Genomic DNA, 25807 nt, shown 5'->3' with positions numbered 1-25807 from the left:
CCGGTCCGGGCCCCCCGAGCCTACCGAGGTCGCGGAGGGTGAGCGACCTGTTATCCGGACGAGACCACCGCTCGCGCCGAGGCGAGCCACCCCGACGATTCATCACCATTCGGTCACCACGCGGCCGATGGCTCTTTGCCAATCGCCGCGACAGTGCCATATTGGTCGGAGCCCGGACCGTACACACTCTGGGCAGCGACAACATAGGTCAGTTCAGCCGGTACGGGTAGATTCATGCCCACCCCCAAAGGCCGACCACCGCTCAGGCGGGGCGAGCCGTACGGGACATGCTGTCCACGACCACATCGACCTGGCTAATCGTCAGGCTCATCACAGCAGGAGGATCACGGTGACCACGGACCCCTGGGGCCGCGTAGACGACGACGGCACGGTCTACGTGCGCACGAGCGAGGGCGAACGTGTCGTCGGATCGTGGCAGGCGGGCGCTCCGGAAGAGGCGCTGGCGTTCTTCCAGCGCAAGTACGACGCGCTCCTGACCGAGGTGGAGCTGCTGGAAAAGCGGCTGGCGACGACCGACCTCTCCGCGGCCCAAGCTCTGAGCAGCGTGCAGAAACTGCGCACCTCGGTGACCGACGCGAACGCCGTGGGAGACCTGGAGTCGCTCTCGGCGCGCCTGGACACGCTGACCGAACGCGCCGAGCAGCGCAAGGTCGAACAGAAGCAGGCCCAGGAGCAGGCGCGCGGCGAAGCCCGCGACATCAAGGAACGCATCGTCGTCGAGGCCGAGCGGGTGGCCGAGGAGACCACGCACTGGAAGACCGGCGGCGAGCGGATGCGCCAGCTCATCGAGGAGTGGAAGGCCGCCCCCCGTGCCGACCGCCCCACCGAGCAGGCACTGTGGAAGCGGATGTCCACTGCCCGCAACGCCTTCTCCAAGCGGCGCAAGGCGTACTTCGCCGGTCTGGACGAGCAGCGCGAGCACGTGCGCTCCGACAAGGAGAAGATCGTCGCCGAGGCCGAGACCCTGGCGGACTCCACCGACTGGGGGCCCACGGCCGGCCGCTACCGCGACCTGATGCAGCAGTGGAAGAGCACCGGCCGTGCCGACCGCGCCACCGAGGACGCGCTCTGGGAGCGGTTCAAGGGTGCACAGGACCGGTTCTTCCAGGCACGCAACTCCGTCTTCGCCGAACGCGACGCCGAACTCCGGGTCAACGCCGAAGCCAAGGAGAAACTGCTGGAGGAGGCCAACCAGGAACTGCTGTCCCTCTCCGACCCGCGTGAAGCCCGTGCGCGGCTGCGCGACTTCCAGGAGCGCTGGGAGGAGGCCGGTATGGCGCCGCGCGACTCCCGGGAACGCCTGGAAGGTGCCTTCCGCACGATCGAGGACTCTGTGCGCAAGGCCGAGGAGAAGGAGTGGGAGCGGACCAACCCCGAGGCACGTGCCCGTGCCGAGGCGACGGTCAACCAGCTGCGCAACTCCATCGCGGACCTGGAGGGCAAGCTGGAGAAGGCCCGCACCGCCGGCAACGACCGCAAGGTTCGCGAAGCCGAGGATGCTTTGACCGCGCGCCGGTCCTGGCTCGCCGAGGCGCAGAAGGCGCTGGAGGAGATGAGCTGACGGCTCGTCGACCCTCAACAGCCTGCGGCCCGCGCCGTCCCCGTATCAACGGGGCGGCGCGGGCCGCAGGTTTCTCCCCGGCTAGTTCTTCATCCGGTAGACGTCGTAGACGCCGTCCACACCGCGTACCGCCTTGAGGACGTGCCCGAGGTGAGCGGGATCGGCCATCTCGAAGGTGAACCGGCTCAGCGCGACGCGGTCCCGGCTGGTCTGCACGGTCGCCGAGAGGATGTTGACGTGCTGATCGGACAGCACACTGGTGATGTCGGAGAGCAGGCGCGTGCGGTCCAACGCCTCGACCTGGAGTGCCACCAGGAACATGGACTTCTCGGTGGGCTGCCACTGCACCTGGACCATGCGCTCGGGGTCGAGGTGTTTGGTGTTGACGCAGTCGCTGCGATGCACCGAGACACCGGAGCCACGGGTGACGAAACCGATGATCGGGTCGCCCGGGACCGGCGTGCAGCACTTGGACAGCCGCACCCAGACATCGGCATCGCCCTCCACGACCACGCCGGGATTGCCTGCCGCGCGCTGGCGCACCGGCCGGGTGGGCACCGCGGTCTCGGCGATGTCCTCTTCGGCACCGTCCAGACCGCCCAGGGCGTCGACCAGCTTTTCCACGACGTTCTGCGCGCTGATCAGGTTCTCCCCGACCGCGGCGTAGAGCGCGTCGAGATCGGGGTACCGGAGGTCGTGTGCCAGGGCGATCAGTGCTTCACCGCTGAAGAGCCGCTTGACCGGTAGCTCCTGTTTGCGCATCACCTTGGCGATGGCGTCCTTGCCCTGCTCGATCGCGGCCTCGCGCCGCTCCTTGGTGAACCACTGGCGGATCTTGTTGCGGGCTCGGGCGCTCTTGACGAAATTCAGCCAGTCGCGGCTGGGGCCGGCGTCCGCGGTCTTGGCGGTGATGATCTCCACGGTCTCGCCATTGCTGAGTTCGCTGTCCAGCGCAACCAGTCGGCCGTTGACCCGTGCCCCCACGGTGCGGTGACCGACCTCGGTGTGTACGGCGTAGGCGAAATCGACAGCGGTGGCCCCTTGCGGCAGCGCGATCACATCACCGTCGGGGGTGAACACGAAGACTTCCTGCACGGAGAGGTCGAACCGCAGCGACTCCAGGAACTCGCCCGGGTCCTTGGTCTCCTGCTGCCAGTCGATGAGCTGCCGCAGCCAGGCGAGGTCGCCGGAACCGCCCTTGGCCTTGGGCTCGGCGCTCTTGCCACCGGTGTTGCGGTCCTCTTTGTACTTCCAGTGCGCGGCGATCCCGTACTCGGCCCGGCGGTGCATGGCCCGGGTGCGGATCTGGAGTTCGACCGGGTTGCCCGCCGGACCGATCACCGTGGTGTGCAGCGACTGGTACATGTTGAACTTGGGCATCGCGATGTAGTCCTTGAACCGCCCAGGCACCGGGTTCCAGCGCGCGTGGATGGTGCCCAGGGCCGCGTAACAGTCGCGGACGCTGTCGACGAGGACCCGGATGCCCACGAGGTCGTAGATCTCGTCGAAGCCGCAGTCGCGGGCGATCATCTTCTGGTAGATCGAGTAGTAGTGCTTGGGCCGCCCCCGCACCGTCGCCTTGATCCTGGCCTCGCGCAGGTCGGCCGAGACGGCCTCGATGACGTCTTGGAGATAGACGTCGCGGCGCGGGGAACGTTCGGAGACCAAACGGGCGATCTCGTCGAAGCGCTTGGGGAACAGCGTGGCGAACGCGAGGTCCTCCAGCTCCCACTTGATGGTGTTCATTCCCAGGCGGTGGGCGAGCGGGGCGAAGATCTCCAGCGTCTCGCGGGCCTTCTTCTCCCGTTTGGGCTGCGCCAGATAGCGCAGCGTGCGCATGTTGTGCAGACGGTCGCACAGCTTGATGACCAGGACCTTGATGTCGCGCGACATGGCCACGACCATTTTGCGCACGGTCTCGGCCTGGGTGGCCTCGCCGTACTTGACCTTGTCGAGTTTGGTGACTCCGTCCACCAGTTCGGCGATCTCGTCGCCGAAGTCGGTGCGCAGCTGCCCAAGCGTGTAGGAGGTGTCCTCGACGGTGTCGTGCAGCAAGGCCGCTGCGATGGTGGGCTCCTGCATCCCCAGCTCGCCCAGGATGGTGGCGACCGCCAAGGGGTGGGTGATGTAGGGGTCACCGCTCTTGCGCTTCTGGTCGCGGTGGTGATGCGCTGCGACGTCGTAGGCGCGTTCGATGAGTCGGACGTCGACCTTGGGGTGCGTGGCACGCACCGTCTTGATGAGAGGTTCGAGAACCGGGTTCATGTTCGCTCCCCGCTGAGCGCCGAGTCGTGCGAGTCTGCGGCGGACCCGCACGGTAGAGGACGGGGCGGATGGAGTGGTGGAAGCTGGCCTTGGGTCAGGATCGTCATCCGTCCTGCCGGTGTGGGAGGAGTCCGCGGCGGCACCGGCCACGGCGTCGGGTACTGGGGTGTGGGGCACCTCGTCGGAGACGGCGCCCCCCTGACACTCGTCTGCCGTCTCGACGCGCGGGGCGTCTCCGGGCTGCTGGTCGCGGTTTCGGTCCGGCTCGTCCGACCGTGCGGAAACCGCCTCGGTCGAGACCATTTCACTGCGCATGGACAACCTCCCGCGGCTTCACCGATGGTCGCCTCGTTGGCTTCCGCCGGACCGGATTCTTCAAAACCGAGGTGGTGGGACGTCGTCGTCGCCGCCCGATGCATCGGTTTGATGTGTGATGTGGGCGGTCAGCCCTTGGGTCCTGTAACGCGGTGCCGCCATGCCGTCATTCCACGGTTCGCATACCGCAAGGGACGACATATCAGCACGTCGGTGCGGTGGGGCACAAGCACCCCGATTGGTCGGCGTCCCCCGCCGGACCGCTAGAGAGCGATCAGAGCGCGCAGTTCGACGTCGGGCAGCCTCTCGCGCCCCTTGAGGAAACCGAGTTCCATCAGGACCGAGAGTCCCACGACGTTACCACCCGCGCGTCGGACCAATTCAACCGCGGCGTGCCCCGTACCCCCGGTGGCGAGAACGTCGTCCACGATGAGCACCCGGCTCCCGGGAGTGATCGCGTCGGCGTGTATCTCGACCGTCGCGGTGCCGTACTCCAGATCATAGGACTGGCTCAAGGTTCGTGCGGGCAGTTTCCCTGCTTTGCGCAGCGGGACGAAACCCGCCCCCAGTTCCAGCGCGACCGGTGTCCCGAAAATGAATCCGCGGGCCTCCAACCCGACCACGTAGTCGATCCGCTCGTCCCTGAAGGGGTCGGCCAGGCCGCGGACCGTCGCGGTCAGGGCGGCGTGGTCGCCCAGCAGCGGAGTGATGTCCTTGAACACGACTCCGGGCTGCGGGTAATCGGGGATGTCACGCACGTGGCGGTCGATGAGAGCGATCAGGTCAGTGGTCATCGGGGGCCTTCTCCGGTTTGTCGGACCAAAAACGGTACCGGCCCCGCATGCGGGGCCGGTACCGGGTGAAAAGTCTTCGCTGCGCGCTGGGCAGGCCAGACTATTTGTTGTCTCCCCTGCCGTCGCCGGGGTCATTGCCGAAATCGGGTCGATCCTCGACAGGGGTGTCGTCAACCTGGGGCTCCTGCGGGTTGATCACCTCGCCCACGCCGGCCTTGACCATCCGGATGCGGGTTCCGGGCGAGATCTCCAGCTCGACGTCGTTGTCGTGAACCTCGGTGATGGTGCCGTAGATACCGGCCTTGGTCATCACCTCGGTCCCCGGGCCCAGCTCACTCTGCATCTGCATCTCCTGCTGGCGGCGCTTTTGCTGCGGCCGGAAGAACAGCAAGTAGAACACCGCGATGATGAGAACGAAGATGAGGATCTGGCCGAGGACTCCAGAGCCTTGGCCCTGGCCCTCCGCTGCGAAATTCAGTAGGCCCTGCACTGGGCGTCCTTTCCTGGGGTATGTCCTGGCCGCACCACAGCACAACGGGCGGCACGCCCTGCTCCAACGAACGGCCCCGGCTGCGGGTTCCCGAACCGACCGGCGTCGAGCCGGAGACCGGCTTACGTCCAGCTTACGACCCTTCGGTCTCCTCCATCAGGGCCGCGGCACCGAAGGCCGCGTCCGGAGGCGGAGCCACCCCCATGTGCGACCACGCCTGGGGGGTTGCGACCCGGCCGCGGGGAGTGCGGGCAATGAATCCCGAACGGACGAGGAAGGGCTCTGCAACGGTCTCGACCGTCTCGGGCTCCTCCCCCACCGACACCGCCAACGTGGACAGGCCGACCGGTCCCCCGCGGAACCGGCGGAGCAGGGCGTCGAGCACCGCACGGTCGAGCCTGTCGAGACCTTCGTCGTCGACCTCGTAGAGGTTGAGGGCCGCACGGGCGATCTTCAGGGTGAGGCGCCCGTCGGCACGCACCTCCGCGTAGTCGCGGACCCTGCGCAGCAACCGGTTGGCGATCCGAGGCGTGCCCCGGGAGCGTCCGGCGATCTCCACTGCCGCGTCCGGATCGATCTCGGCCCCCAGCAGTCCGGCGGAACGGGTCAGAATCCGCTCCAATTCGTCGGGCCGGTAGAAGTCCATGTGTGCGACGAAGCCGAACCGGTCACGCAGCGGAGCGGGCAGCATTCCCGCCCTGGTGGTCGCTCCGACGAGGGTGAACGGCGCCACGTCGATAGGGATCGCGGTGGCGCCGGGCCCTTTGCCCACCACGACGTCCACCCGGAAATCCTCCATCGCGACGTAGAGCATCTCCTCCGCGGGACGGGCCATTCGGTGGATCTCGTCGAGGAAGAGCACCTCGCCCTCGTGCAGGGTGGACAGCACCGCGGCGAGGTCACCGGAACGTTCGATGGCCGGCCCGGAGGTGATGCGCAGGGGTGCGCCCAGTTCCGCGGCGATGATCATGGCCAGAGTGGTCTTGCCCAGGCCGGGGCCCCCCGACATGAGGATGTGGTCGGGTGCCTTGCCCCTTCGCTGTGCGCTGCGCAGCACGAGGGACAGCTGCTCGCGCACGCGCTCCTGGCCGACGAACTCGTCCAGGCTCTTGGGCCGCAGTGCTCCCTCGACTGCACGCTCGTCCACGTCGGCGTCGGGCGAGACGAGTTCGCGGTCGTGCTCGTTCATCGGTGCGGCCTTTCTACGCTGGTCGCCGGGGGATGTCGCGGGGCGATCGGATGTTCCCCGCCCAGCCCGGGCTTTCTTGACAGGAGCGGGCTGCCGCAAAGGGCATCCCGCTCCGGTCGGCAGAGACGCCGCGGCTAGGCGCGGCTGAGTTTGCGCAGTGCGCTGCGCAGCAGGACGGCGACGTCGGCGCCTTCCTCGGCATCGGTGGCCACTGCGTCGGCCGCGGCCTCGGCGTCCCTGGCGGTCCACCCCAGGTTGACCAGACCGGAGACGACCTGGGGGCGCCAGGCGAGGGCGGCCGGAGCGGAAACGGCGGCCCCGATCGGGGCAGGACCGGGGTCGAGCGGCGCACCGAGCTTGTCCTTGAGCTCCAAGACGATGCGCTGCGCTCCTTTCTTGCCGATTCCCGGGACCTGGGTGAGCGCGCCGGTGTCTTCGGCCGCCACGGCGCGCCGCAGCGAGTCGGGGGTGTGCACGGAGAGCATCGCCAACGCCAGGCGGGGCCCTACTCCGCTGGCGGTCTGCACTCGCTCGAAGACGTCGCGCTCGTCGTCGTCGCCGAAGCCGAAAAGGGTCAGGGATTCCTCCCGGACCACCAGTGAGGTGGCAACAGTGGCCTGCTCACCGATGTGCAGCCGTGCCAGGGTGGCCGGGGTGCACTGCACGGTCATACCGACGCCGCCCACCTCGATGACAGCCGATCCGATGCCGCGGGCTGCGACCCGGCCGGTCAGGAACGCGATCACTTCTTCCCTCTCGTGTCGTACGGGACTACTAGATGCCGCGTGCTTGACGGGCGAGCTCCACCTTGCGGGCGAATTCCTGCTGGGCCTGGGCAACGCGTGCCTGGGCGCCGCCGCGCCACAGGTGGCAGACCGCAAGGGCGACGGCGTCGGCGGCGTCGGCGGGTTTGGGGGGCTCCGCGAGTTTGAGGATCCGTGCCACCATCATGGCGACCTGCGCCTTGTCCGCGCGGCCGCTTCCGGTGATCGCCGCCTTGACCTCGCTGGGGGTGTGCAGGGCCACGGGCAGGCCACGACGTGCGGCACACACGATGGCCAACGCGCTGGCCTGCGCGGTTCCCATAACGGTGCTGACATTGTGTTGGGCGAACACCCGTTCCACGGCGACCGCGTCCGGCCGGTAGTCGTCCAGCCACTGCTCGATCCCGCGCTCGATGCCGAGCAGCCTGACGGGGAGTTCGGCATCGGCAGAGGTGCGGATCGCATCGGCGGCGACCATGGTGAGTGTGCGGCCGATGGCCCCGTCGACCACTCCGATACCGCACCGGGTCAACCCCGGGTCGACTCCCAGCACGCGCACCTTGCGGCCTCCCCGCCCTGATTCTCGAACGTCCGTTCGCAGAGCCTACCCGGAAGGGGGGTCACCGGCTCCCTCCCTCGCGGAGCGAGCCGGTGAGCGGTGTCAGAAACCGCCGCGGATCCGGATCGCCCGGAGGTCGTCGGCGATTTGGAAGACCACGATGAGCAGTTCCATCCAGATCCGTAGCAGGATCAGATAGAGCAGGGCCAGCACCGGGCTGAACAGCAGCATGAGGATGCCGAAGAACGTATCGAAGCCCCCTCTCCCCATCATCGAGAACGAGCTGACCACAAAGGACAGCGTCGCGATCGTCACGAGCACCAGGCCGATGACGTAGAGGACCTTGATGACCTTCGAGGTCACGTAGGTGGTGAACCCGAAGTCGAACAGGGCCCCGAAGAAACCCTTCTCCAGGACCGGCTGGGGTCCGCCGGGGGGCGGCGCCCCTTGGTACCCGATACCGGGCGGCACCCCGTAAGAACCGGGGGGCGGCCCCTGCGGGGGCTGTCCGGGATAGGGACCGGACGGCTGCTGCCAGGGCTGCTGGTTGGGGTCGGGGGGATAGGACATGGCCGGGCTCCGTTTCGTCAGGGGTGACTGCACATATCTACCGTCTCCGGGGTCGCCCTTCCACCGAAGAGGTGCGGACACACGCGCGCCCCGGCACTGCTGCCGGGGCGCGCGTGAGTGAAACGGGGGGATTAACCGATCTTCTCCAAGATTTCGTTGGAGATGTCGGCATTGGTGAAGACGTTCTGCACATCGTCGGAGTCTTCCAAGGCGTCCACGAGACGCAGCACCTTCTTGGCCGCCTCCTCGTCCACCGGAATCTCCATACTCGGCAGGAAACTCGTCTCCGCCGACTCGTATTCGATCCCGGCCTCCTGGAGTGCGGTGCGCACCGGGAGGAGGTCGGTCGCCTCGCTGATGACCTCGAATGCCTCGCCCAGGTCGTTGATGTCCTCGGCGCCGGCATCCAGCACCGCGAGGGTGACGTCGTCCTCGGTGGTCCCCTCCTTGGGCACGATGACGACGCCCTTGCGGTTGAAGAGGTAGGAGACCGATCCGGCATCGGCCATGGAGCCGCCGTTGCGGGTGACCGCGACACGGACCTCGGAGGCCGCGCGGTTGCGGTTGTCGGTGAGGCACTCCACCAGCAGCGCCACGCCCGCCGGGCCGTAGCCCTCGTACATGATGGTCTGCCAGTCGGCACCGCCGGCTTCCTCGCCGCCGCCCCTCTTGCGCGCGCGCTCGATGTTGTCCAGCGGCACGGAGTTCTTGCGGGCCTTCTGGATGGCATCGAAGAGCGTGGGGTTGCCGTCCGGGTCTCCGCCACCGGTGCGTGCGGCCACCTCGACGTTCTTGATCAGCTTGGCGAAGAGCTTGCCCCGCTTCGCGTCGATGACGGCTTTCTTGTGCTTGGTGGTGGCCCACTTGGAGTGGCCGCTCATGCGTGTCCTTTCACCATGTCGACGAAGAGCCTGTGGATACGCGTGTCCCCGGTGAGTTCGGGGTGGAACGAGGTTGCCAGCAGCGCCCCCTGTCGTACCGCGACGATCCTACCGGCACGTTCTCCCGTGGCGACGTGTCCGAGCGCGTGGGCCCCCGCTCCGACGGACTCGACCCAGGGCGCGCGGATGAACACTGCGTCGAACGGACCGCCGTCCACGCCGGTAACCGTCACCCCCGCCTCGAAGGAGTCGACCTGGCGCCCGAAAGCGTTGCGGCGCACCGTCATGTCGATCCCGCCGATGGTTTTCTGCCCCTGGACGCCGTCCTCGATGCGGTCGGCCAACATGATCATTCCCGCACAGGATCCGTAGGCGGGCATTCCGGAGGCGATGTGTTTGCGCAGCGGCTCCAAAACCTCAAAAGCCTCGGCGAGTTTCCACATCGTGGTGGACTCCCCTCCCGGCACGACAAGTCCGTCCACGGTGTCGAGTTCGGTCGGGCGCCGCACCGTGACGACGCGGGCACCCGACCGTTCGAGCGCATGCGTGTGCTCGCGTACGTCGCCCTGGAGGGCGAGTACGCCGATGGTGGGGGTGGCGGACAAGAGGCAACCTCGCTCAACTGCTCGTTCATCACCGTTCCCCGGGGAGGGCCCGGCTGTGTGGACGGCGTCCGTAGAACGCCGAAGCCCGCGTTCACCGGCGTAGGTACCTGGTTGGCGCGGGCGGGGCCGAAAAGGCCGGGAACCACTGTCGTCGGGCTCCCGGCCCGCGGCGGGGCCGTTACCAGCCGCGACCGGCGTAACGCTGGTTGTCGCTGAGGTCGTCCAGGTTGATGCCGACCATTGCCTCGCCCAGACCGCGCGAGACCTTGGCGATGGTCTCGGCGTCGTCGTGGAAGGTGGTGGCCTTGACGATGGCCTGGGCGCGCTTGGCCGGGTCGCCCGACTTGAAGATGCCCGAGCCCACGAAGACGCCCTCTGCGCCCAGCTGCATCATCATGGCTGCGTCGGCCGGAGTGGCGATGCCACCGGCGGTGAACAGCACGACGGGGAGCTTGCCCAGCGTGGCCACCTCCTTCACCAGGTCGTAGGGAGCGCGCAGCTCCTTGGCCGCGATGAAGAGCTCGGCCTCGTCCAAGGTTCCCAGGCGCTTGACGTCGCTGCGGATCTGTCGCATGTGGCGGGTCGCCTCGACGACGTTGCCGGTGCCGGCCTCACCCTTGGAGCGGATCATGGTCGCGCCCTCGGCGATGCGGCGCAGGGCCTCGCCCAGGTTGGTGGCGCCACAGACGAAAGGAGTGGTGAAAGCCCACTTGTCGATGTGGTGTGCTTCGTCTGCGGGGGTGAGGACCTCGGACTCGTCGATGTAGTCAACGCCGAGGGACTGCAGGACCTGCGCCTCGACGAAGTGACCGATGCGGGCCTTGGCCATCACGGGGATGGAGACGGCGCTGATGATGCCGTCGATCATGTCGGGATCGGACATGCGAGCCACGCCGCCGTCCTTGCGGATGTCGGCGGGAACCCGCTCCAGTGCCATGACGGCGACGGCGCCGGCGTCTTCGGCGATCTTGGCCTGCTCGGGCGTCACCACATCCATGATCACACCGCCCTTGAGCTGCTCGGCCATGCCGCGCTTGACGCGGGCGGTGCCGACCGTGCTTTCGGTCGTGTTCTCAACGGTGTTGGTCACGGCTGCGGACTCCAGGTTCTGGGTGGACACGGCTCTCAAATCCCTCAGTGCGGGAAGGATCCTATGGGGTCACACGAACGGGCTTGACGTCGGCCTCGCCTGCTCCTGTGTTCTCCATGGTAGATCCTCCCTTGAGCGCCACTTTCAGGACATAACACCAAAGGTGTCCGGGCCATTGGCGGTCCGTGCCCACTGCATCCGCGAAAGAGCGCTCGCGTGGTGCACGCCTAGGTGGAACGACGACCGCCGATCGGGAATTCCCGACGGTCGTCGTCGGACGGAGCCGACCGGATCATCCCAGGGTCCCCGCCCCCGGCGATTCGTCGTCCATCTCGAAATAGTCGGGCAGTTCGGCGCGTCCTGCCAGGCGCAGGACCCGCACCAGACGGGAAGAGCGGGCTACGTGGGTGGCGGCGACCGCGTCGTTGTAGAACCGCCGGGCGATGTAGACCCGCTTGGCCGCGGCGTGCACTTCGGCGAGAAGACCGGTGCCTTCGTCCGACAGGTCCGCTTCTGCCAACACCACGCGCAAGGTCCGGGAAAGGTTGCTCTCGGCCAGCTCGCGGTCGGCTTGGCCACGTGCACGGCGCGCCTGGGCGGCGGCGTCGGCCAGCAACACGTTGGAGGCGGGTTCGAGCAGTGCGGCGCCTGCGAGCTCACCCACGACCGCTCCGCGCCGGGCGAGGGCAGCGTCCAGCGCGGCGGAAGCCGTCTCGAACCTGGTGTGCAGTCGGTCCAGTCGGGTGGCCCGCCAGGAGAGGTAGAAAGAGAACATCACCAGAATGGCGAACACCGTGGTCAGCGTGGAGAGCACGCTCTCACCCCGTCTCTGCGACGGGCCGGGCGGCGACCACGGGTGCGTCGGGCTCGGGCAGTACGGCCTCGTAGACGCGCACCACGTCCGCGGCCACCGCACTCCAGTCATAGGGCTGCACGGCGACACGGGCCGCGCGAGACAGCGCGGCCCGGCGATCGGGATCGTGGAGGAGCTCCACGGCGCCGGCCGCCAGCGCGGCAGGGTCGCCGGTGGGAAACAGCTGTCCTGCCCTCCCCTCCCGCAGAACATGGCGGAACGCCGGAATATCGCTGGCCAGGATCGCCGCCCCCGCCGACATCGCTTCGGTGAGGACGATGCCGAAGCTCTCCCCTCCCAGGTTGGGGGCGCAGAAGACGTCGACGGAATGGTAGACCCGGACCTTGTCCGCCTCGCTGACGAGCCCCAAGGAGACCACCCGGTCGCGCAGTGCCGGCGCGATCTTGGCACGCGCCTCCTCGGCGTCACCGGGACCGGCCAGGAGCAGGCGCAGGCCGGGAAAATCCGGTCCGATCCGGTCGAACGCCTGGAGCAGTACCGACAACCCCTTGCGCGGTTCGTCCATCCGGCCCAGAAAACCGATCGCTCCGCCTTCTCCGGGCCACCCCTGGAGGGGCTCCGCCTCGGTGTAACGGTCCACCAGCACGCCGTTGGGGATGAGGACGGCATCCCCGCCCAGGTGCTCCACAAGCGTCTTGCGGGCCGCCTCGGACACGGCGATCCGACCGTTGACCTTCTCCAGGGCGGTGCGCAGCATCGTCGCCGAGGCGGCCATCGCACGCGAGCGGGGGTTGGACGTGTGGAAGGTGGCGACGATAGGGCCCTCCGCCACCCAGCAGGCGAGCAGGGACAGGCTCGGCGCAGCGGGCTCGTGCACGTGCAGCACGTCGAAGTCGCCCTCGCGGATCCAGCGGCGGACCTTGGCCGCGGCGCGCAGCCCGAAGCTCAGACGTGCCACCGACCCGTTGTAGGGCACTGCGATCGCCCGGCCCGCGGAGACGATGTGCGGGGGCAGTTCGGTCTCGGAGTCGCAGGGGGCGAGGACCGATACCCGGTGCCCCAGTCCGATGAGCGCTTCCGCGAGGTCGCCCACATGCTGTTGCACGCCGCCCGGGACATCCCAGGTGTAGGGACAGACCAGGCCCACACGAATCGGACTCACCGCCGCCGCGGTTCGGGGTCGAGATCGGCGGTGAACACTCGTTGCAGCATGTGCCAGTCCTCCGGGTGCTCGGCGATCTCGCTCTCGAACACCGTCGCGAGTTCCTGTGTCATGGCGCGGGTCTTCTCCGACCGGTCGCCTTCCGCGGGCGGCGCGATCTCCGCATGCACCCGAATACCCCAGCACGGACCGTCAAACCATAGCGAAACGGGCAAAAGCGCGGCGCCGGTGCGAAGGGCCAGCGCAGCCGGTCCCGCGGGCATCCGCGCGGATTCGCCGAAGAAGGTCACCTCGATGCCGGACTCGGTGAGGTCGCGATCGGCGAGCAGGCAGACCAGGCCGCCCGCACGCAGTCGGCGTGCCAACGTCCCGGCCGCACTGGACGGTCCTCCGGTGAGCGGCAGCACCTCCATCCCCAGTTCCTCGCGAAAACCCACGAACTTCTCGAAGAGGCTCTCCGGCCGCAATCGCTCGGCAACGGTGGTCAACCGGGTCCCGCGCACCGTCATCCACGCTCCGGCGTGGTCCCAGTTGCCCATGTGCGGCAGTGCTGCGACCACTCCCCGGCCTGCGGCGATGTGGGCTTCCAGTGCGTCGATCCCGGTACTTCGGGTGCGGTCCGCGATGAGGTCCCGCCCCATAGCGGGCAGCCGGAAGGACTCGTACCAATAGCGCATGTAGGAGCGCATGCTCGCCCTGGACAACGCTCGGAGCTCGGCCAGGGAGGCGTCGGGGCCGACCAGCCGACGGAGGTTGGCCTCCAACTGCCGGACACCGCCCAACCGGTGACGCCAGGCGTGATCGGCGAGTTTGGTGAAAGCCCAACGACCGGAGCGCTCGGGGACGTGGCGAATCAGCGTCCAACCCAGCGTGTAGGCGGCCGTGGTGGTGCGATCTCCCATAGCGGAGTGCTCAGCCCTTCGGTTCGGTGGCGCCGTACGTGGGACTGGGCTCGGTCAACCGGTTACGGGTCTCCACGAGGCGCTGGACGATGGTGATTGCGCTGAGGATCGCGAGCACCCAGAGCCCGCCGGCGAGAACGTAGGGAACGCCCAACCCCGCGAGGCCGACGGAGACCAACGTGATGATCAGTCGTTCGGTCCGCTCGGCGATACCGACGTCGCAGTTGGCTCCCAGTGCCTCTGCCCTGGCCTTGATGTAGGACACACCAAACCCACTGATCAGGCAGAACATCGTGAGCCAGGCAAGCGGCTCATCGTGGCCGTCGCTGATGAACCACATGAGCAGCGCGGCGAAGATGGCGGCGTCGGCGAGCCGGTCGAGGGTCGAGTCCAGGAAGGCCCCCCAACGGCTCTCGACGTCGCCGGCCCGGGCAACCGCTCCGTCGAGCATGTCGAACAGCACGAAGACCGTGACAGCGACGGTCCCGAGGTAGAGCTCTCCGCGAGGGTAGAAGGCGAACGCACTCACGACGACGCCGATGGTGCCCACGATCGTGATCATGTCGGGGCTGACACCGAGCTGGGCGAGGCCGCGGCCGACGGGTCGCAGTAGGCGGGCGATGACGGGACGCAGAATTCTCAGCATGACTTCTTCAGATCGTAGAGCGCTCGCGGTGTTCCGGCGCACCGAGCGCGCCGAAACGCGCGGCCCTCAGTCACTGTGCAGTTGGCAGGCGGGAGTCCCGCCGGGCAGCCGGTATCGGTTGCGGGCCGTCCAGCGGTAGACGGCGCCCCCGAAGCCCCTGGCAACAGGCCGCCGCAGCAGGGACCCCAGCGGCCACCAGTAGCGGTGCGGGCTGTTGAGGAGCAGGACGGCCACCGCGTCGACGCCACCCCATACCCGGCGGCCGTCGGGGTGCAGCAGCAGGATCTCGCGTTGCGCGCGCTCCTCCAAAGGAGTGGACAGCTCGCAGAACTGCCAGGGCCGCCACACGACGGGGCCTCCCCCGGTGATGTGGCGCTGGCCTGCCTGGGCAGCGACGGTGCAGAAGGCGCAGTCGCCGTCGTAGACGAGGACCGGCGATACAGCGCTCATGGCGCAGGCCAATGCTCGGCCAACAGCTCCCGCGTCTGGGTCAGCAATTGGGGCAGCACCCTGGTCCGACCGACCACCGGCATGAAATTGGTGTCACCGCCCCAGCGCGGGACGACGTGCTGGTGCAGATGCGCGGCGATACCCGCTCCCGCCGCGGTCCCCAGGTTCATCCCGACGTTGAAGCCGTGGGGACCGGCGGTCGTGCGCAACGCGGTGATCCCGGCCTTGGTGAGCTCCGCGACCTCGGCCGCCTCTCGGGGGTCGAGTTCGGTGTAGTCGGCGACGTGGCGGTAGGGGCAGACCATCAGATGACCGCTGTTGTACGGATAGAGGTTGAGCAGCGCGAACGCTTTGGTGCCACGCGCGAGCACCAGTCCCTCGTCATCGGGGAGCGAGGGCGCACGGCAGAAGGGGCAACCGTCCTCCGGCGCCGATCCGGTCGGTTTGTTCTCGCCCTTGATGTAGGCCATTCGGTGGGGGGTCCACAGCCGCTGGAAACCGTCGGGATCATGCGGCTGCTCCTCTCCGGCACCGGTGTCCGAAACGTCGTGCTGGGTGCTGCTCACCGACTCGCCCACCTCTCCTCTTCGCCTCCACGCCAGCATAGGACGGGGCGGTGTCGCCGCGCCGTCGGGCACCCCGACAGCGCGGCGACAACGGCAACGCCCTACGGCGTCTCGGAGGCGGAGGGCCGCCCCTCCTCGGCAGTCGGGGAGGCGGCGACCGTGGTGGCGACTGCTCCCTGGCGGGCCGGGACGAAGCGGTTGTGCAGTCTGACCGGCTCGGCTCCGGCCAGTTCGCGCTTCTTGCGACGGCGCCGACCGGCCAGGAGGTTGAGGACCTCGACGAAGAGCGAGAAGCCCATCGCGGTGTAGATGAAGCCCTTCTCGATGTGGAAGCCGAAGCCCTCTGCCACCAGGCTCATGCCGATGAGCAGCAGGAACGCAAGGGCCAGCATTTTGACCGTGGGGTGGTCGTTGACGAACCGGGCCAACGGGTTGGCCGAGACCAGCATGACGATGACGGCGATGACCACGGCGGCCACCATCACCCAGATGCCCAACCCCTCGGGGTCGATCATCCCCACTGCGGTGATCACGGAATCGAGGGAGAAGACCAGGTCGAGGGCGACGATCTGTGCGACCACGACACCGAAGACCGCACCGGTCGTGGATGCCTTGTGCCCGTGGTCGCCTTCGAGGCTCTCATGGATTTCGTAGGTGCCCTTGGCGAGCAGGAAGAACCCGCCCACGAGCAGGATCAGCGCCTGCCCGGAGAACTCGAACCCGGCGACCGAGAACAGCGGTTCGGTGAGCTGCACGATCCAACTGATCGAGGCCAGGAGCGCCAGGCGGGTGATCAGCGCCAGGGCGATGCCGAGCTTGCGCGCTTTCTCGCGCTGATGCTCGGGAAGCTTGTTGGACAGGATCGAGATGAAGACGAGGTTGTCGATCCCTAACACGATCTCCAACACTGTCAGCGTCAGAAATCCAATGATGAGGTCCGTGGTCATAAGGTTTCTGACTCCGAGGCAGCGGGGTGGTGGAGTATCGACACTGGCCTGAGGAATCTAGGGAAACCGAGATAAGTCACGGGTAAGGGACCAAGGCCCTCTCCGCGGGCACCGCGGCCCGCCCACCCCGTCGGGTCTGGTCGCCGCACATCCGGATGTGCGGCGACCGGTCACCGCCGCCTCAGGCCAGACCGAGCAGGGTGCGCAGGTGACGGGGCGACGGGGACCCGAAAGCCAGCATCTCGTCGTGCACGGCTCGCTGGTCGGCGTGCGGACGGGCAGCGGCGAGGTCCCGGGCGACGTCGTTGACCTCGCGGTAGCCGACGTAGTAGGTCGAGAGTTGAGCGCTGGTGAGAAGGGACCGACGCCACTTTCCCGCTGCTTCTCCCTCCTCCTGGTGACCGCGCTCGGTCAGCAGTCGCAGCGCTTCCTCCTCGTCGACGTCACCGGTGTGGGTGCGCACATCCAAAATCGCGTTGAGGATCATCCGCAATCGCATCTTGAGCTGGACCAGGCGCAGTGCCAGATCGTCCTCTCCTCCGCCCCACCCCGCATAGGCGAGCAGTTCCTCCGCGTAGACCGCCCACCCCTCGATGAAGGACCCGCTGCCCAGGGCGCTGCGAACCCGGGTAGGCCCCCGGTAGCGGGCGGAATGGGCAAGCTGGAGGGCGTGACCGGGGGTGCCCTCGTGCACCATCAAGTTGCGCAGCATGTAGGCGTTGTACTCGCGGTAGAAGGATTCCTGCCGCTCGACCGGCCAGTCCTCGGGCGGTGGGGCGACCGCCACCAGGGTGGGCGCGGCACCCGCGGGGCCGAGCGGCCCGGGCGGGTCGCAATAGGCCACCGCCACACCCCGACGCGTCTCGGGCATGTCGATGACGCGTACCGGATCGTCGGTGACACTGACCAGGCCCAGGTCGTCGGTCCGCGTGCGCAGGTGTTCCAGCGCACGCTCGCACAGTGAGCGCACGTCCGCCGCGTTCGTGGCGCCCTTGACGGCGAGTCGGTCCAGGACTTCGCGGACCTGCCCCGGATAGCGCGCCCGCGCGTCGTACTCGGCGGCTACCTCGGCGATCTCGTCCTCGGTGGCGATGAGATCGCTCTCGGCACGGGTGAGCAGGGTCTCGGGACTCAGCGGCGAGTCGAGGGCGTACCAGAGTTGCGCGGCGTAATCCCGGGCTCCGAGGCGTGGGTCGGCCGTTGCCGCGGGGGCCTCGGCTGCCAGCCACTCGGCGTGCTCGGTCAGGGCCTGGCGGGCTGCGTCTCGGGCACTCCCCAAGGCGGCCGGCGGCGCGGTGGGACCGGCCAGCAGCCGGTCGAGTTCTTCCCCCAACAGTCCGACCGCGCCGTGTGTCCGGCCGATCGCGGTCTCCACGTGCACCCGGGGCATTCCCGGGCCGCTCGCCAGCCGCTCGCGGGCGTGGCGCAGGAAGTCCGGTATCGCGGCGCACCGTGCGGCCAGGGCGTCCAGACGCTCGGCCCGCGGCAGCCGGTCGCGGCCCACCAGGGTGGACAACGCGTCGCCGGGAAGCAGATGGAGGGGGTCCCAGTCGTGCGGGCGCAGTTCGGTCAGCCGCCATCGGTCCGCGCTGACCCTGGTCCGCAGGGTCTCCAGGTCGACCTGGTCGGCAGTGGACAGAAGCGTGTCGTCGATGTCGTCGAGGGCGCGAAGGGCGTCGGCGAGGGTGTCGGCGCGGTCGGCCAGGGCCCCCTCGGAGTAGTCGGGGAGGCGGTCGGCGAAACGGTGGTCACCGAGCCCGTCCGCCCACTCGGGATCATCAAAGAGCAGCCGGTCGAGGACTTTCTCGGCCACATCGCGGAACCGGTCGGTCATGGCGTTGGCACCCGGGTCCGGGTGCTGGGGCTCAGGCGTAGTCATCGCCTCTCATCCTGCCACCAGGACGTCGATTTCGCCCTGGTGCCGGGCCTGCTCCTTGAACCGGTGCCTCAACCGTCGCCGGGACCGTCGTGGACCTGGTGGCGGGCGCGCAGTGGGGCGCGGTCGGCTTCGGCCAGCCCCGAGACCCAACCGTCGTAGTCACCGACCGCACGCGTGCGGGTGCGGACCAGTCCGGGGAACATCGCCTCGACGGCCTCTTCCACGGCCACGTCGCGGGCCGCCAGTACCGGAAGCAGGTCCGGCTCGCCCTGCTGGGCAGCCGCACGCTCGGTGGCGTGGGCGATGTTCTCCAATCGCTCGCTGACACGCTGGACGTAGGCGGCCAGGAAGGACTGACGAAACTCCTTGGTACGGGCCCGCGCCTTCTTGCCTCTGCCGGGCGGCCCCGATCCGGCCCGCACCATGGCCGTCGTGGCCTGGGCGAGAAGCGAAGTATGCAGGAGTTCCACCGCCTCCAGTTCGGCCCCGAAACCCAGCACGGTGGAGAAACCGAGGTCGGAGTGCCAGACGGTCCGGCAGTGGTTGGCCGTGGCCACGACCTCCAACAGGGTGGCTTTGGACGCCTCGTAGGGGCCCTCGACCGGGACGCGTATCCCGACAGGAGCAGACGGTGCCCCCGGAACCTCGTCCAGGAGCGCCACGTCGATGCCGTGGCGGGCCATGAGCTCCTGGGCCCGCGCGCTAAGGGTTTCCGCCTCTTCGGGAAACTCCGTGGATTCGGCCTTGGCGAGCAGCGCGCGCACCCGGTCGAGCATGCGGCGCCCGGCCCGCCCTCGGGTACCGGTGGTGGCGGGCACAACGGCCGGACGCGCCCGTCCCGGCGGTGGACACAACTGGGGCAGCTCCGGCAGCAGTGCCAACAGAGCGACCGTCTCCAATAGGCACAGCACCGCGACGGGCCAGACCAGGCCCTCCCCCGTACGCCACAGCCGCAGACGGTCGGCACCGGGGACGCGCACCTCGGGACCGCCCAGTTCCTGGAGTTGGGCGCGCCACCGCTCGTGCACGGTCTCAGCAGGGTAGTCCGCAAGCTCGGCGGCAATCGCGTCGACCACGACCACGGCATGCTGGTCGCCGAACCTGCGGCGGACGTAGTGGACGAGGTCGGTCGGCTGCCAACCGCGCCGCCACGCGGCCGCGACGTAGCGCCGCAGCGACTCGGCAAGCACGGCCTCCGCAGTGCCCTGCCAGTCGGCGGTCCCCGGTCCGGCGGCCACTCGATCGGCCGCACGCTCGAACGCCGCGCCGTCCTCGCGCGAGAGCGCGAGGACGGCTTCACCGATCAACCGTTCAGCGGTGTCCGGGGGTGATTCGGTCACGCCTGGCGGCGCTCGCGAACCGCGGCGACGATCTCGGCAACCGCGTCGTCGATGGGAACACCGTTGTTCTGGGAACCGTCACGGTAACGGAACGAGACGGCGTTGCGGCCGGCGTCCTCGTCACCGGCCAGCAGCATGAAGGGAACCTTCTGCTTCTGGGCGGTGCGGATCTTCTTCTGCATACGGTCGTCACTGGCGTCGATCTCGACACGGATCCCCTCGGCACGCAGCTTGGCGGCCACGTCCTGCAGGTAGGGAACGTGCTCGTCGGTGATGGGGATTCCGGTGACCTGCACGGGGGCGAGCCATGGCGGCATCGCCCCGGCGTAGTGCTCCAGCAGTACGGCGAAGAAACGCTCGATGCTGCCGAAGAGCGCACGGTGGATCATCACCGGCCGCTGACGGGAACCGTCGGCCGCGGTGTACTCCAGGTCGAAACGCTCGGGAAGGTTGAAGTCGACCTGGATGGTGGACATCTGCCAGGTGCGCCCGATGGCGTCGCGGGCCTGCACCGAGATCTTGGGGCCGTAGAACGCGGCCCCCTCGGGGTCGTCGACCAGTTCCAGCCCCTGTTTGCCCGCGGCCTGGCGCAGCGTCTCGGTGGCCTCGTCCCAGGCCTCGTCGGAGCCGATGGACTTCTTGGGGTCGCGGGTGGACAGCTCCAGGTAGAAGTCGTTGAGGCCGTAGTCGCGGAGCAGGTCGAGCACGAAGGTCAGCAGCGAGTCCAGCTCGTCGGCCATCTGCTCCTTGGTGCAGTAGATGTGCGCATCGTCCTGGGTGAAACCGCGTGCCCTGGTCAGCCCGTGCACGACGCCGGACTTCTCGTAGCGGTAAACGGTCCCGAATTCAAAGAGGCGCAGCGGCAGCTCGCGATAGGACCGCCCCCGTGCGTCGAAGATCAGGTTGTGCATCGGGCAGTTCATGGGCTTGAGGTAATAGTCCTGGCCCTCGTCCAGCTGCATGGGGGGGTACATGCCGTCCGCATACCAGTCGAGGTGACCGGACTTCTCGAACAGCTTGCCCTTGGTGGCGTGCGGCGTGTAGACGAACTCGTAACCCGACTCCTCGTGCCGCTTGCGCGAGTAGTCCTCCATCACCCGGCGCATGATGCCGCCCTTGGGGTGGAAGACCGCCAGCCCCGAACCGATTTCCTCGGGGATGGAGAACAGGTCGAGTTCGGCTCCCAGTTTGCGGTGGTCGCGCTTCTCGGCCTCCTCCAGGAAGGCGAGGTAGGACTTGAGTGCGTCCTTGGACTCCCAGGCGGTTCCGTAGATGCGCTGGAGCTGCGGGTTCTTCTCGCTGCCCCGCCAGTAGGCCGCTGCCGAACGCATCAGCTTGAACGCGGGCATGGTCTTGGTGCTGGGCAGGTGGGGACCGCGGCAGAGGTCCTTCCAGCACAGCTCGCCGGTACGGGCGTGCAGGTTGTCGTAGATGGTGAGCTCGCCTGCGCCGACCTCGACACCGGCACCCTCGGCCGCCTCGACGGCGCCGCCCTTGAGGCCGATGAGTTCGAGCTTGTAGGGCTCGGCTGCCAGTTCGGCGCGCGCGGCGTCGTCGGAGACGACGCGCCGGGAGAAGCGCTGCCCCTGCTTGACGATCTCCTGCATCTTCTTCTCGATGCGCTTGAGGTCGTCGGGGGTGAAGGGCCGCTCTACATCGAAGTCGTAGTAGAAACCGTTGTCGATGGGCGGGCCGATACCAAGCTTGGCCTCGGGGAACAGTTCCTGGACGGCCTGGGCCAGGATGTGTGCGCAGGAGTGCCGCAGGATCGCGCGACCGTCGTCGGAATCGATCGTGACGGCCTCGACGGTGTCGGCTTCGACCAGCTCTCGGGCAAGGTCGCGCAATTCTCCGTTGACCCGGGCGGCGATGACCGTTCGCCCGTCGGCTTCAAGAGCCTGACCGGCCGTAGTGCCGGCCGCCACCACACGCTCGGCTCCAGCGAGGGTGATACGCAGCTCAGGCACGGCGGACACGGTGACTCCTCAGGGATCGCTCGATGTGAAGCGCGCGGAGCCCGCGGGGAAACGCGGGGCACCGCCCACCCGTCGATGCTATCGGCCCCCGGCTGCTGACGTTGCCTGCGCTGTTGATGGTGCAGGTCGGCGACTTACGGGTATGCAGCAGAGATAGTGCGTAACCGTCATTGGGGGTACTTCAGGTGCGCATCGTCATCGTTGGGGCGGGGATTGCCGGGCTCACGCTCGCGGCCGCGCTGGCACGCCAGGGCATCGCCTCGACGGTGTTGGAGCAGTCCCAGCGTCCGCAACTGCTGGGAGCGGGGATGGAGATCACCCCCAATGCCACCCGTCTACTGCTACGGCTGGGGCTGGGCGACGCCCTGGAGCGGATGGCGGTACAGCCGAACAGCCGCGACGTCCTGGACTGGCGCGACGGCTCCTTGCTCGGTTCCCTGCCCATGGGGCGCGACTTCACCGAGCGTTTCGGGGCGCCTCTTTACACGATGCTGCGTTCGGACCTGCACCAGTCGCTGCTGGCCGCGGTTCCTGCCGGTACCGTACGCTCCGGACACTACGTGACCGATGTTTTGGACAGCAGCGACGTCATCACGCTGCGCTGTGCCGACGGCCGGGAAGTGCACGCCGACATGGTGGTGGCTGCGGACGGCGTCCACTCGGTGGTGAGGGCGAGCCTGTGGCCGGACCACCAGTCCTTCTCCGGGCTGAGCATCTTCCGCGGCCTGGCGTCCGTACCCTTCCGGGTGGGCGGGGACAGCAGCCCTAGGGTGGCGCTGTGGATGGGCGAGGACCGACACTTCACCTGTTACCCGGTGGACTCCGGGCGGGCCGTCAGTTTCAATGCCACGATCCCCAGTTCCCACGCCCGGCCGGAGTCATGGAACGCGCAGAGCCGCATCGGGGATCTACGCGCTTCTTTCTCGGGCTGGAGCAGCGAGGTCCTGGACATGATCTCGGCCGCCGACTGGATCGGGGTCTGGGCCCTGCACGAGCGGGCCCCCGTACCGGAGTGGAGCAAAGGCCGTGTCGTACTCACCGGCGACGCCGCGCACCCGATCATGCCGTTCTTCAACCAGAGCGTGAACCAGTCGATCGAGGACGCGATCGCCCTGGCGCACTGCCTGCGATCGGCCACGCTGGGCACGGTCGAATCCTTGTTGCAGCGTTACGCGGCGATCCGGCAGGCACGGGCCGCCTATGTCGAGGAGCTGTCCACGAGTCTGATCCGGGAGATGCGCAGCGCCGAACGGTCCCGGGCCTCCAGCGCGGAGTTCCTGGTGAAGCGGGAGAACCGGAAGGCTCCGGATATCTATGGTTACGACGTCGCGGTCGAGGAGCGGCTTCTCAGTCCGACCATCCCCTGACCTGGCCGTTGAAGACAGAACGGCACGTGATTTTTAACTAACCGATATTTGTCCTCCGGCATAGTGTGTCCGCATGTCCCCGAGCTCTCCCGCTGGTACCAGCGAGCCGGACCCGACGGCGGCCCCTGTTCACGACAGGAGACGGCGCTGGCGCCGGGCTCGGACCCGGGTCCGGATCTGGCGGATGCACATGCGCTCCCATCCGGCACTCCATCTCACCTGGCGTGTCACCATCGGCGTCGTCGGCACGCTCGTGGTGGTGGCCGGTCTCGTCATGTGCGTCACCCCCGGTCCGGGGATCGGCGGGATCATCCTGGGGCTGGCGATCCTGTCAACGGAGTTCGCCTGGGCCCACGGCCTGCTCCGACGCGCGCAGCGCTATGCGCACATGGCTCGGGTACGCGCCGAGGTGGCCATCAAGACGCGCCGCATGCGCAGGCGCCGATCCTGACGCGCAAGGCCGTCACACTGCGGCTTCACTTCGATGAAGACAAAGAAACGGCCCTGCACAGAAGTGCAGGGCCGTTTCTATGATCGGGTGGGCGATACTGGACTCGAACCAGTGACCTCGTCGGTGTGAACGACGCGCTCTAACCAACTGAGCTAATCGCCCTCGTCTCGCCCCGACCAGCGGGTCGAACAAGGAAAACTCTAGCGCATCCGATGGGATGGGTGGTCCACTCGGCAGTGGAAGCCCAGTACAGCAATGAGTGACCGAGGTCACATTACCTGCGGTTGGCAAAGCGGTAACCTCCGCTAAATGTGAAACTGCCTCACCTAGGGGCGATGCAAGCCCACATCCCAGGACGTACCAGGCGATCACGTCGCACATGAGTGACGTGGCACACAGATCAACCGGAAATTCTTCGTTTCCGCAGCTCATTAGAGTGACGAAGGGCGTGGGAAGAACCGGCTCGCCGCCGCCTCAACGCCCAGTAAAAAAAGTTCCCCGGTTGCGCGTCATAGACATCGATCGACCGCGTTGGAGCGGGTGAGACAGCAACTGATCCCCGAAGCGCGGGGCCGGACGAGAAAAGGTTTGGCATATGAACAGCAGCGGCACCACTGCCACCAGCGAGCTCGGCCTGCGGCTCGTCGTTCCCGACCGCACTGCGGTCCCCCTGGTGGCTCGGCTCGACTACACCGCCGACGACCCCTACGCCATCAAGGTCGCCTTCCACGTGGGGGAGGACGAACCCGTTGAGTGGATCTTCGCGCGCGAACTCCTGACCGTGGGCATTGTCCGCGAGGTCGGCGAGGGTGACGTCCGGGTGTGGCCCGCAGCAGGCGAGGGCGAGCGCATCATCAACATCTCGCTGTCGTCACCGTTCGGTGAAGCCCAGTTCGACGCGGCGATCTCGCCGCTGGCGGAATTCCTGCACCGCACCTATGAGATTGTTCCGGCCGGCCAGGAGGGCGACTACGTCGACCTCGACGCCGAGATCGAGCAGCACCTCTGCATGTAGGGACGGATCAGGACGATCAACTCGAACGAGGACGCGCTATTTGGCATGCCTCAATCGATTACAGATGCCTAGAATCCCGTCAGATGGCTTACCCGACACAAAAATCACCAAACCCGCCAAGTACGGCGATCGACAAAAAATGCCGCGACTTGGCAAAGTCGCGGCATTCGTCGTCACGGCGGCCGGGCGCACTGCACCCCGACCACACGGATCAGGGGTCCAGGTCTGCGGCACTCCGCTCGGCGAAGACCGCCGCCGCCTTGGAAGTTAGCGGCCCAGGCGCCTCGGACAGGACGTGGCCGTCGATCGCACGCACCGGCTGGACGTCACGGCCCGTCGACGTCAGAAACGCCTCGGTGACCGTGGGCAGCAGCGCCATCGAAAGATCGGCCTCTTCTGCACCGAACCACTCCAGGACCAGTTCGCGCGTGATCCCGGCGAGCGGTCCCGCCGACAGCGGCGGGGTGATCAACCGCCCCTCGCTCACCACGAAGATGTTGCTCCCGGTCCCCTCGCACAGGTTTCCCGCGGTGTTGGCGAAGAGCGCCTCCCCTGCACCGCGGCCGTGCGCGTATTCCAACGCCAGCACGTTCTCCGCGTAGGAGGTGGTCTTCAACCCGGTCAGCGCACCGTTCTCGTTGCGGGCCCAGGGCGGGACCGCGAGGTCCACGGTGGCAGCCGGGGCGGGGAAGTCGGCGATCGCCACCATCATCGTGTGGCCCTCGCCGCTTCGCTCAGACCCCAGTGGCCCCGGGCCCGCGGTAACCGTGATGCGGACGCGACCGGGATCGGTGCCGGGGTTGGCGTCCAGCGCACGGCGCACACCGTCGGAGATCAGGCCGAGGTCCACCTCGCCCAGGCCGAGACCGCGCGCCGAGCGCGCCAGTCGTCGCAGGTGCCGGGTGAGCGCGAACGGACGCCCTCCGATGGACTTCACGGTCTCGAAGACGCCGTCGCCCACCGTGATTCCGTGATCCAGTGCCGGAATCCGTGCCTCATCCGCCGAAACGACCTGCCCGGAGCCGTAACCGGCCCCGGCAATCCAGATGTTCATCGCTGGTCAGCCCCCATCTCTTGGTCGTACGCCTTCCCTTGATCCTGCCACCGCAGGTGTACCGCCGAAGCACCACGTTTCTTTTCGGGGCGGGCAAGGGGAAAAGCCAAGGATGACCGACTTCGGCCGGGGCC

At 67.9% G+C, this 25807-nt stretch carries 25 protein-coding genes and 1 tRNA gene; 4 read left to right on the top strand and 22 right to left on the bottom strand.

Annotated features, from left to right (window positions below; genetic code table 11):
- The first annotated feature begins 349 nt into the window (after positions 1-349).
- Positions 350-1582: a DUF349 domain-containing protein gene (locus QSJ59_RS12135; protein ID WP_285759484.1), complete on the top strand. Its 1233-nt coding sequence runs from the start codon at positions 350-352 to the stop codon at positions 1580-1582.
- 81 nt (positions 1583-1663) lie between these two features.
- Here the strand turns inward: QSJ59_RS12135 and QSJ59_RS12130 are convergent, their stop codons facing one another.
- The 20 genes from QSJ59_RS12130 to thrS form a co-directional block, all read right to left on the bottom strand.
- Positions 1664-3847: a RelA/SpoT family protein gene (locus QSJ59_RS12130; RefSeq protein ID WP_285759483.1), complete on the bottom strand. Its 2184-nt coding sequence runs from the start codon at positions 3845-3847 to the stop codon at positions 1664-1666.
- 578 nt (positions 3848-4425) lie between these two features.
- Positions 4426-4956, bottom strand: coding sequence for an adenine phosphoribosyltransferase (locus tag QSJ59_RS12125; RefSeq protein WP_285759482.1), 531 nt, complete (start codon positions 4954-4956; stop codon positions 4426-4428).
- A 100-nt stretch (positions 4957-5056) separates the two neighbouring features.
- Entirely contained in the window at positions 5057-5446 is a 390-nt protein-coding gene (yajC, locus tag QSJ59_RS12120) for a preprotein translocase subunit YajC (protein ID WP_432707469.1), read from the bottom strand.
- Positions 5447-5579: 133 nt separating this feature from the next.
- Positions 5580-6635: a Holliday junction branch migration DNA helicase RuvB gene (ruvB, locus tag QSJ59_RS12115; RefSeq protein ID WP_285759480.1), complete on the bottom strand. Its 1056-nt coding sequence runs from the start codon at positions 6633-6635 to the stop codon at positions 5580-5582.
- Between the two features lie 134 nt (positions 6636-6769).
- Positions 6770-7381, bottom strand: coding sequence for a Holliday junction branch migration protein RuvA (gene ruvA, locus QSJ59_RS12110; protein ID WP_285759478.1), 612 nt, complete (start codon positions 7379-7381; stop codon positions 6770-6772).
- Positions 7382-7409: 28 nt separating this feature from the next.
- The gene (gene ruvC, locus QSJ59_RS12105; protein ID WP_285759476.1) at positions 7410-7958 is read right to left on the bottom strand and encodes a crossover junction endodeoxyribonuclease RuvC; all 549 of its coding nucleotides are present in this window, start codon (positions 7956-7958) and stop codon (positions 7410-7412) included.
- A gap of 102 nt (positions 7959-8060) precedes the next feature.
- On the bottom strand, positions 8061-8528 hold the full coding sequence (locus tag QSJ59_RS12100) for a DUF4282 domain-containing protein (RefSeq protein WP_285759474.1): 468 nt from the start codon (positions 8526-8528) through the stop codon (positions 8061-8063).
- 131 nt (positions 8529-8659) lie between these two features.
- Positions 8660-9409 (bottom strand): YebC/PmpR family DNA-binding transcriptional regulator, encoded by a 750-nt coding sequence (locus QSJ59_RS12095; protein WP_285759472.1) that lies wholly within the window; start codon positions 9407-9409, stop codon positions 8660-8662.
- Complete coding sequence (pdxT, locus tag QSJ59_RS12090; protein WP_285759470.1) at positions 9406-10014, bottom strand: pyridoxal 5'-phosphate synthase glutaminase subunit PdxT; 609 nt, start codon at positions 10012-10014, stop codon at positions 9406-9408. The genes QSJ59_RS12095 and pdxT overlap by 4 nt, the downstream gene beginning before the upstream one ends.
- Positions 10015-10192: 178 nt before the next feature.
- Positions 10193-11119: a pyridoxal 5'-phosphate synthase lyase subunit PdxS gene (gene pdxS / locus QSJ59_RS12085; RefSeq protein ID WP_285759571.1), complete on the bottom strand. Its 927-nt coding sequence runs from the start codon at positions 11117-11119 to the stop codon at positions 10193-10195.
- Between the two features lie 277 nt (positions 11120-11396).
- A complete protein-coding gene (locus QSJ59_RS12080) occupies positions 11397-11879 on the bottom strand; it encodes a hypothetical protein (RefSeq protein WP_285759570.1) in 483 nt (160 codons plus the stop codon).
- Positions 11880-11922: 43 nt separating this feature from the next.
- Positions 11923-13071 (bottom strand): glycosyltransferase family 4 protein, encoded by a 1149-nt coding sequence (locus QSJ59_RS12075; RefSeq protein ID WP_285759569.1) that lies wholly within the window; start codon positions 13069-13071, stop codon positions 11923-11925.
- A gap of 5 nt (positions 13072-13076) precedes the next feature.
- Positions 13077-13982, bottom strand: a complete 906-nt coding sequence (locus QSJ59_RS12070; protein WP_285759469.1) for a phosphatidylinositol mannoside acyltransferase — start codon at positions 13980-13982, stop codon at positions 13077-13079.
- A gap of 10 nt (positions 13983-13992) precedes the next feature.
- On the bottom strand, positions 13993-14628 hold the full coding sequence (gene pgsA / locus QSJ59_RS12065; protein ID WP_285759467.1) for a phosphatidylinositol phosphate synthase: 636 nt from the start codon (positions 14626-14628) through the stop codon (positions 13993-13995).
- A 66-nt stretch (positions 14629-14694) separates the two neighbouring features.
- Positions 14695-15078 carry a thiol-disulfide oxidoreductase DCC family protein gene (locus QSJ59_RS12060; protein WP_285759465.1) on the bottom strand — a complete coding sequence of 128 codons (384 nt, stop codon included), beginning with the start codon at positions 15076-15078 and terminating at the stop codon, positions 14695-14697.
- Positions 15075-15644, bottom strand: a complete 570-nt coding sequence (locus QSJ59_RS12055; RefSeq protein WP_285759464.1) for an HIT family protein — start codon at positions 15642-15644, stop codon at positions 15075-15077. Before QSJ59_RS12055 ends, QSJ59_RS12060 begins: the two co-directional genes overlap by 4 nt.
- 101 nt (positions 15645-15745) lie before the next feature.
- The gene (locus QSJ59_RS12050) at positions 15746-16591 is read right to left on the bottom strand and encodes a TerC family protein (RefSeq protein ID WP_285759463.1); all 846 of its coding nucleotides are present in this window, start codon (positions 16589-16591) and stop codon (positions 15746-15748) included.
- Between the two features lie 181 nt (positions 16592-16772).
- The gene (locus QSJ59_RS12045; protein WP_285759461.1) at positions 16773-18470 is read right to left on the bottom strand and encodes a DUF885 domain-containing protein; all 1698 of its coding nucleotides are present in this window, start codon (positions 18468-18470) and stop codon (positions 16773-16775) included.
- Between the two features lie 68 nt (positions 18471-18538).
- Complete coding sequence (locus tag QSJ59_RS12040; RefSeq protein WP_285759460.1) at positions 18539-19810, bottom strand: DUF2786 domain-containing protein; 1272 nt, start codon at positions 19808-19810, stop codon at positions 18539-18541.
- Positions 19807-21786 carry a threonine--tRNA ligase gene (gene thrS / locus QSJ59_RS12035; protein ID WP_285759458.1) on the bottom strand — a complete coding sequence of 660 codons (1980 nt, stop codon included), beginning with the start codon at positions 21784-21786 and terminating at the stop codon, positions 19807-19809. Before thrS ends, QSJ59_RS12040 begins: the two co-directional genes overlap by 4 nt.
- Before the next feature lie 185 nt (positions 21787-21971).
- Between thrS and QSJ59_RS12030 the strand changes: the two genes are divergently transcribed.
- Positions 21972-23153, top strand: a complete 1182-nt coding sequence (locus QSJ59_RS12030; RefSeq protein ID WP_285759456.1) for an FAD-dependent monooxygenase — start codon at positions 21972-21974, stop codon at positions 23151-23153.
- Positions 23154-23226: 73 nt separating this feature from the next.
- The gene (locus QSJ59_RS12025) at positions 23227-23604 is read left to right on the top strand and encodes a PGPGW domain-containing protein (protein WP_349497202.1); all 378 of its coding nucleotides are present in this window, start codon (positions 23227-23229) and stop codon (positions 23602-23604) included.
- An 88-nt stretch (positions 23605-23692) separates the two neighbouring features.
- Here QSJ59_RS12025 and QSJ59_RS12020 read toward each other — a convergent pair.
- Positions 23693-23766: transfer RNA gene (locus tag QSJ59_RS12020), tRNA-Val, on the bottom strand.
- Between the two features lie 433 nt (positions 23767-24199).
- Here QSJ59_RS12020 and QSJ59_RS12015 point away from each other — a divergent pair.
- Positions 24200-24619 (top strand): SsgA family sporulation/cell division regulator, encoded by a 420-nt coding sequence (locus tag QSJ59_RS12015; RefSeq protein WP_285759454.1) that lies wholly within the window; start codon positions 24200-24202, stop codon positions 24617-24619.
- A gap of 211 nt (positions 24620-24830) precedes the next feature.
- Here QSJ59_RS12015 and QSJ59_RS12010 read toward each other — a convergent pair whose 3' ends face one another.
- Entirely contained in the window at positions 24831-25673 is an 843-nt protein-coding gene (locus QSJ59_RS12010; RefSeq protein WP_285759453.1) for an aminotransferase class IV, read from the bottom strand.
- Positions 25674-25807: the final 134 nt, after the last annotated feature.

This window comes from Nocardiopsis ansamitocini, from assembly GCF_030268225.1.
In the GTDB taxonomy this organism is placed as follows: Bacteria; Actinomycetota; Actinomycetes; order Streptosporangiales; family Streptosporangiaceae; genus Nocardiopsis_D; species Nocardiopsis_D ansamitocini.
The sequence above is the reverse complement of the archived record's forward strand: the minus strand, read 5'-3'. Positions and strand labels throughout refer to the sequence as shown.

What these genes read in the sequence shown, in the direction of transcription:
- QSJ59_RS12100 (WP_285759474.1), bottom strand. Translation starts at nt 8,528, where the DNA reads ATGTCCTATCCCCCCGACCCCAACCAGCAGCCCTGGCAGCAGCCGTCC.
- QSJ59_RS12050 (WP_285759463.1), bottom strand. Translation starts at nt 16,591, where the DNA reads ATGACCACGGACCTCATCATTGGATTTCTGACGCTGACAGTGTTGGAG.
- QSJ59_RS12095 (WP_285759472.1), bottom strand. Translation starts at nt 9,409, where the DNA reads ATGAGCGGCCACTCCAAGTGGGCCACCACCAAGCACAAGAAAGCCGTC.
- QSJ59_RS12080 (WP_285759570.1), bottom strand. Translation starts at nt 11,879, where the DNA reads ATGTTCTCTTTCTACCTCTCCTGGCGGGCCACCCGACTGGACCGACTG.
- QSJ59_RS12015 (WP_285759454.1), top strand. Translation starts at nt 24,200, where the DNA reads ATGAACAGCAGCGGCACCACTGCCACCAGCGAGCTCGGCCTGCGGCTC.
- pgsA (WP_285759467.1), bottom strand. Translation starts at nt 14,628, where the DNA reads ATGCTGAGAATTCTGCGTCCCGTCATCGCCCGCCTACTGCGACCCGTC.
- ruvB (WP_285759480.1), bottom strand. Translation starts at nt 6,635, where the DNA reads ATGAACGAGCACGACCGCGAACTCGTCTCGCCCGACGCCGACGTGGAC.
- QSJ59_RS12060 (WP_285759465.1), bottom strand. Translation starts at nt 15,078, where the DNA reads ATGAGCGCTGTATCGCCGGTCCTCGTCTACGACGGCGACTGCGCCTTC.
- QSJ59_RS12045 (WP_285759461.1), bottom strand. Translation starts at nt 18,470, where the DNA reads ATGACTACGCCTGAGCCCCAGCACCCGGACCCGGGTGCCAACGCCATG.
- QSJ59_RS12010 (WP_285759453.1), bottom strand. Translation starts at nt 25,673, where the DNA reads ATGAACATCTGGATTGCCGGGGCCGGTTACGGCTCCGGGCAGGTCGTT.
- QSJ59_RS12025 (WP_349497202.1), top strand. Translation starts at nt 23,227, where the DNA reads ATGTCCCCGAGCTCTCCCGCTGGTACCAGCGAGCCGGACCCGACGGCG.
- QSJ59_RS12070 (WP_285759469.1), bottom strand. Translation starts at nt 13,982, where the DNA reads ATGGGAGATCGCACCACCACGGCCGCCTACACGCTGGGTTGGACGCTG.
- QSJ59_RS12130 (WP_285759483.1), bottom strand. Translation starts at nt 3,847, where the DNA reads ATGAACCCGGTTCTCGAACCTCTCATCAAGACGGTGCGTGCCACGCAC.
- QSJ59_RS12125 (WP_285759482.1), bottom strand. Translation starts at nt 4,956, where the DNA reads ATGACCACTGACCTGATCGCTCTCATCGACCGCCACGTGCGTGACATC.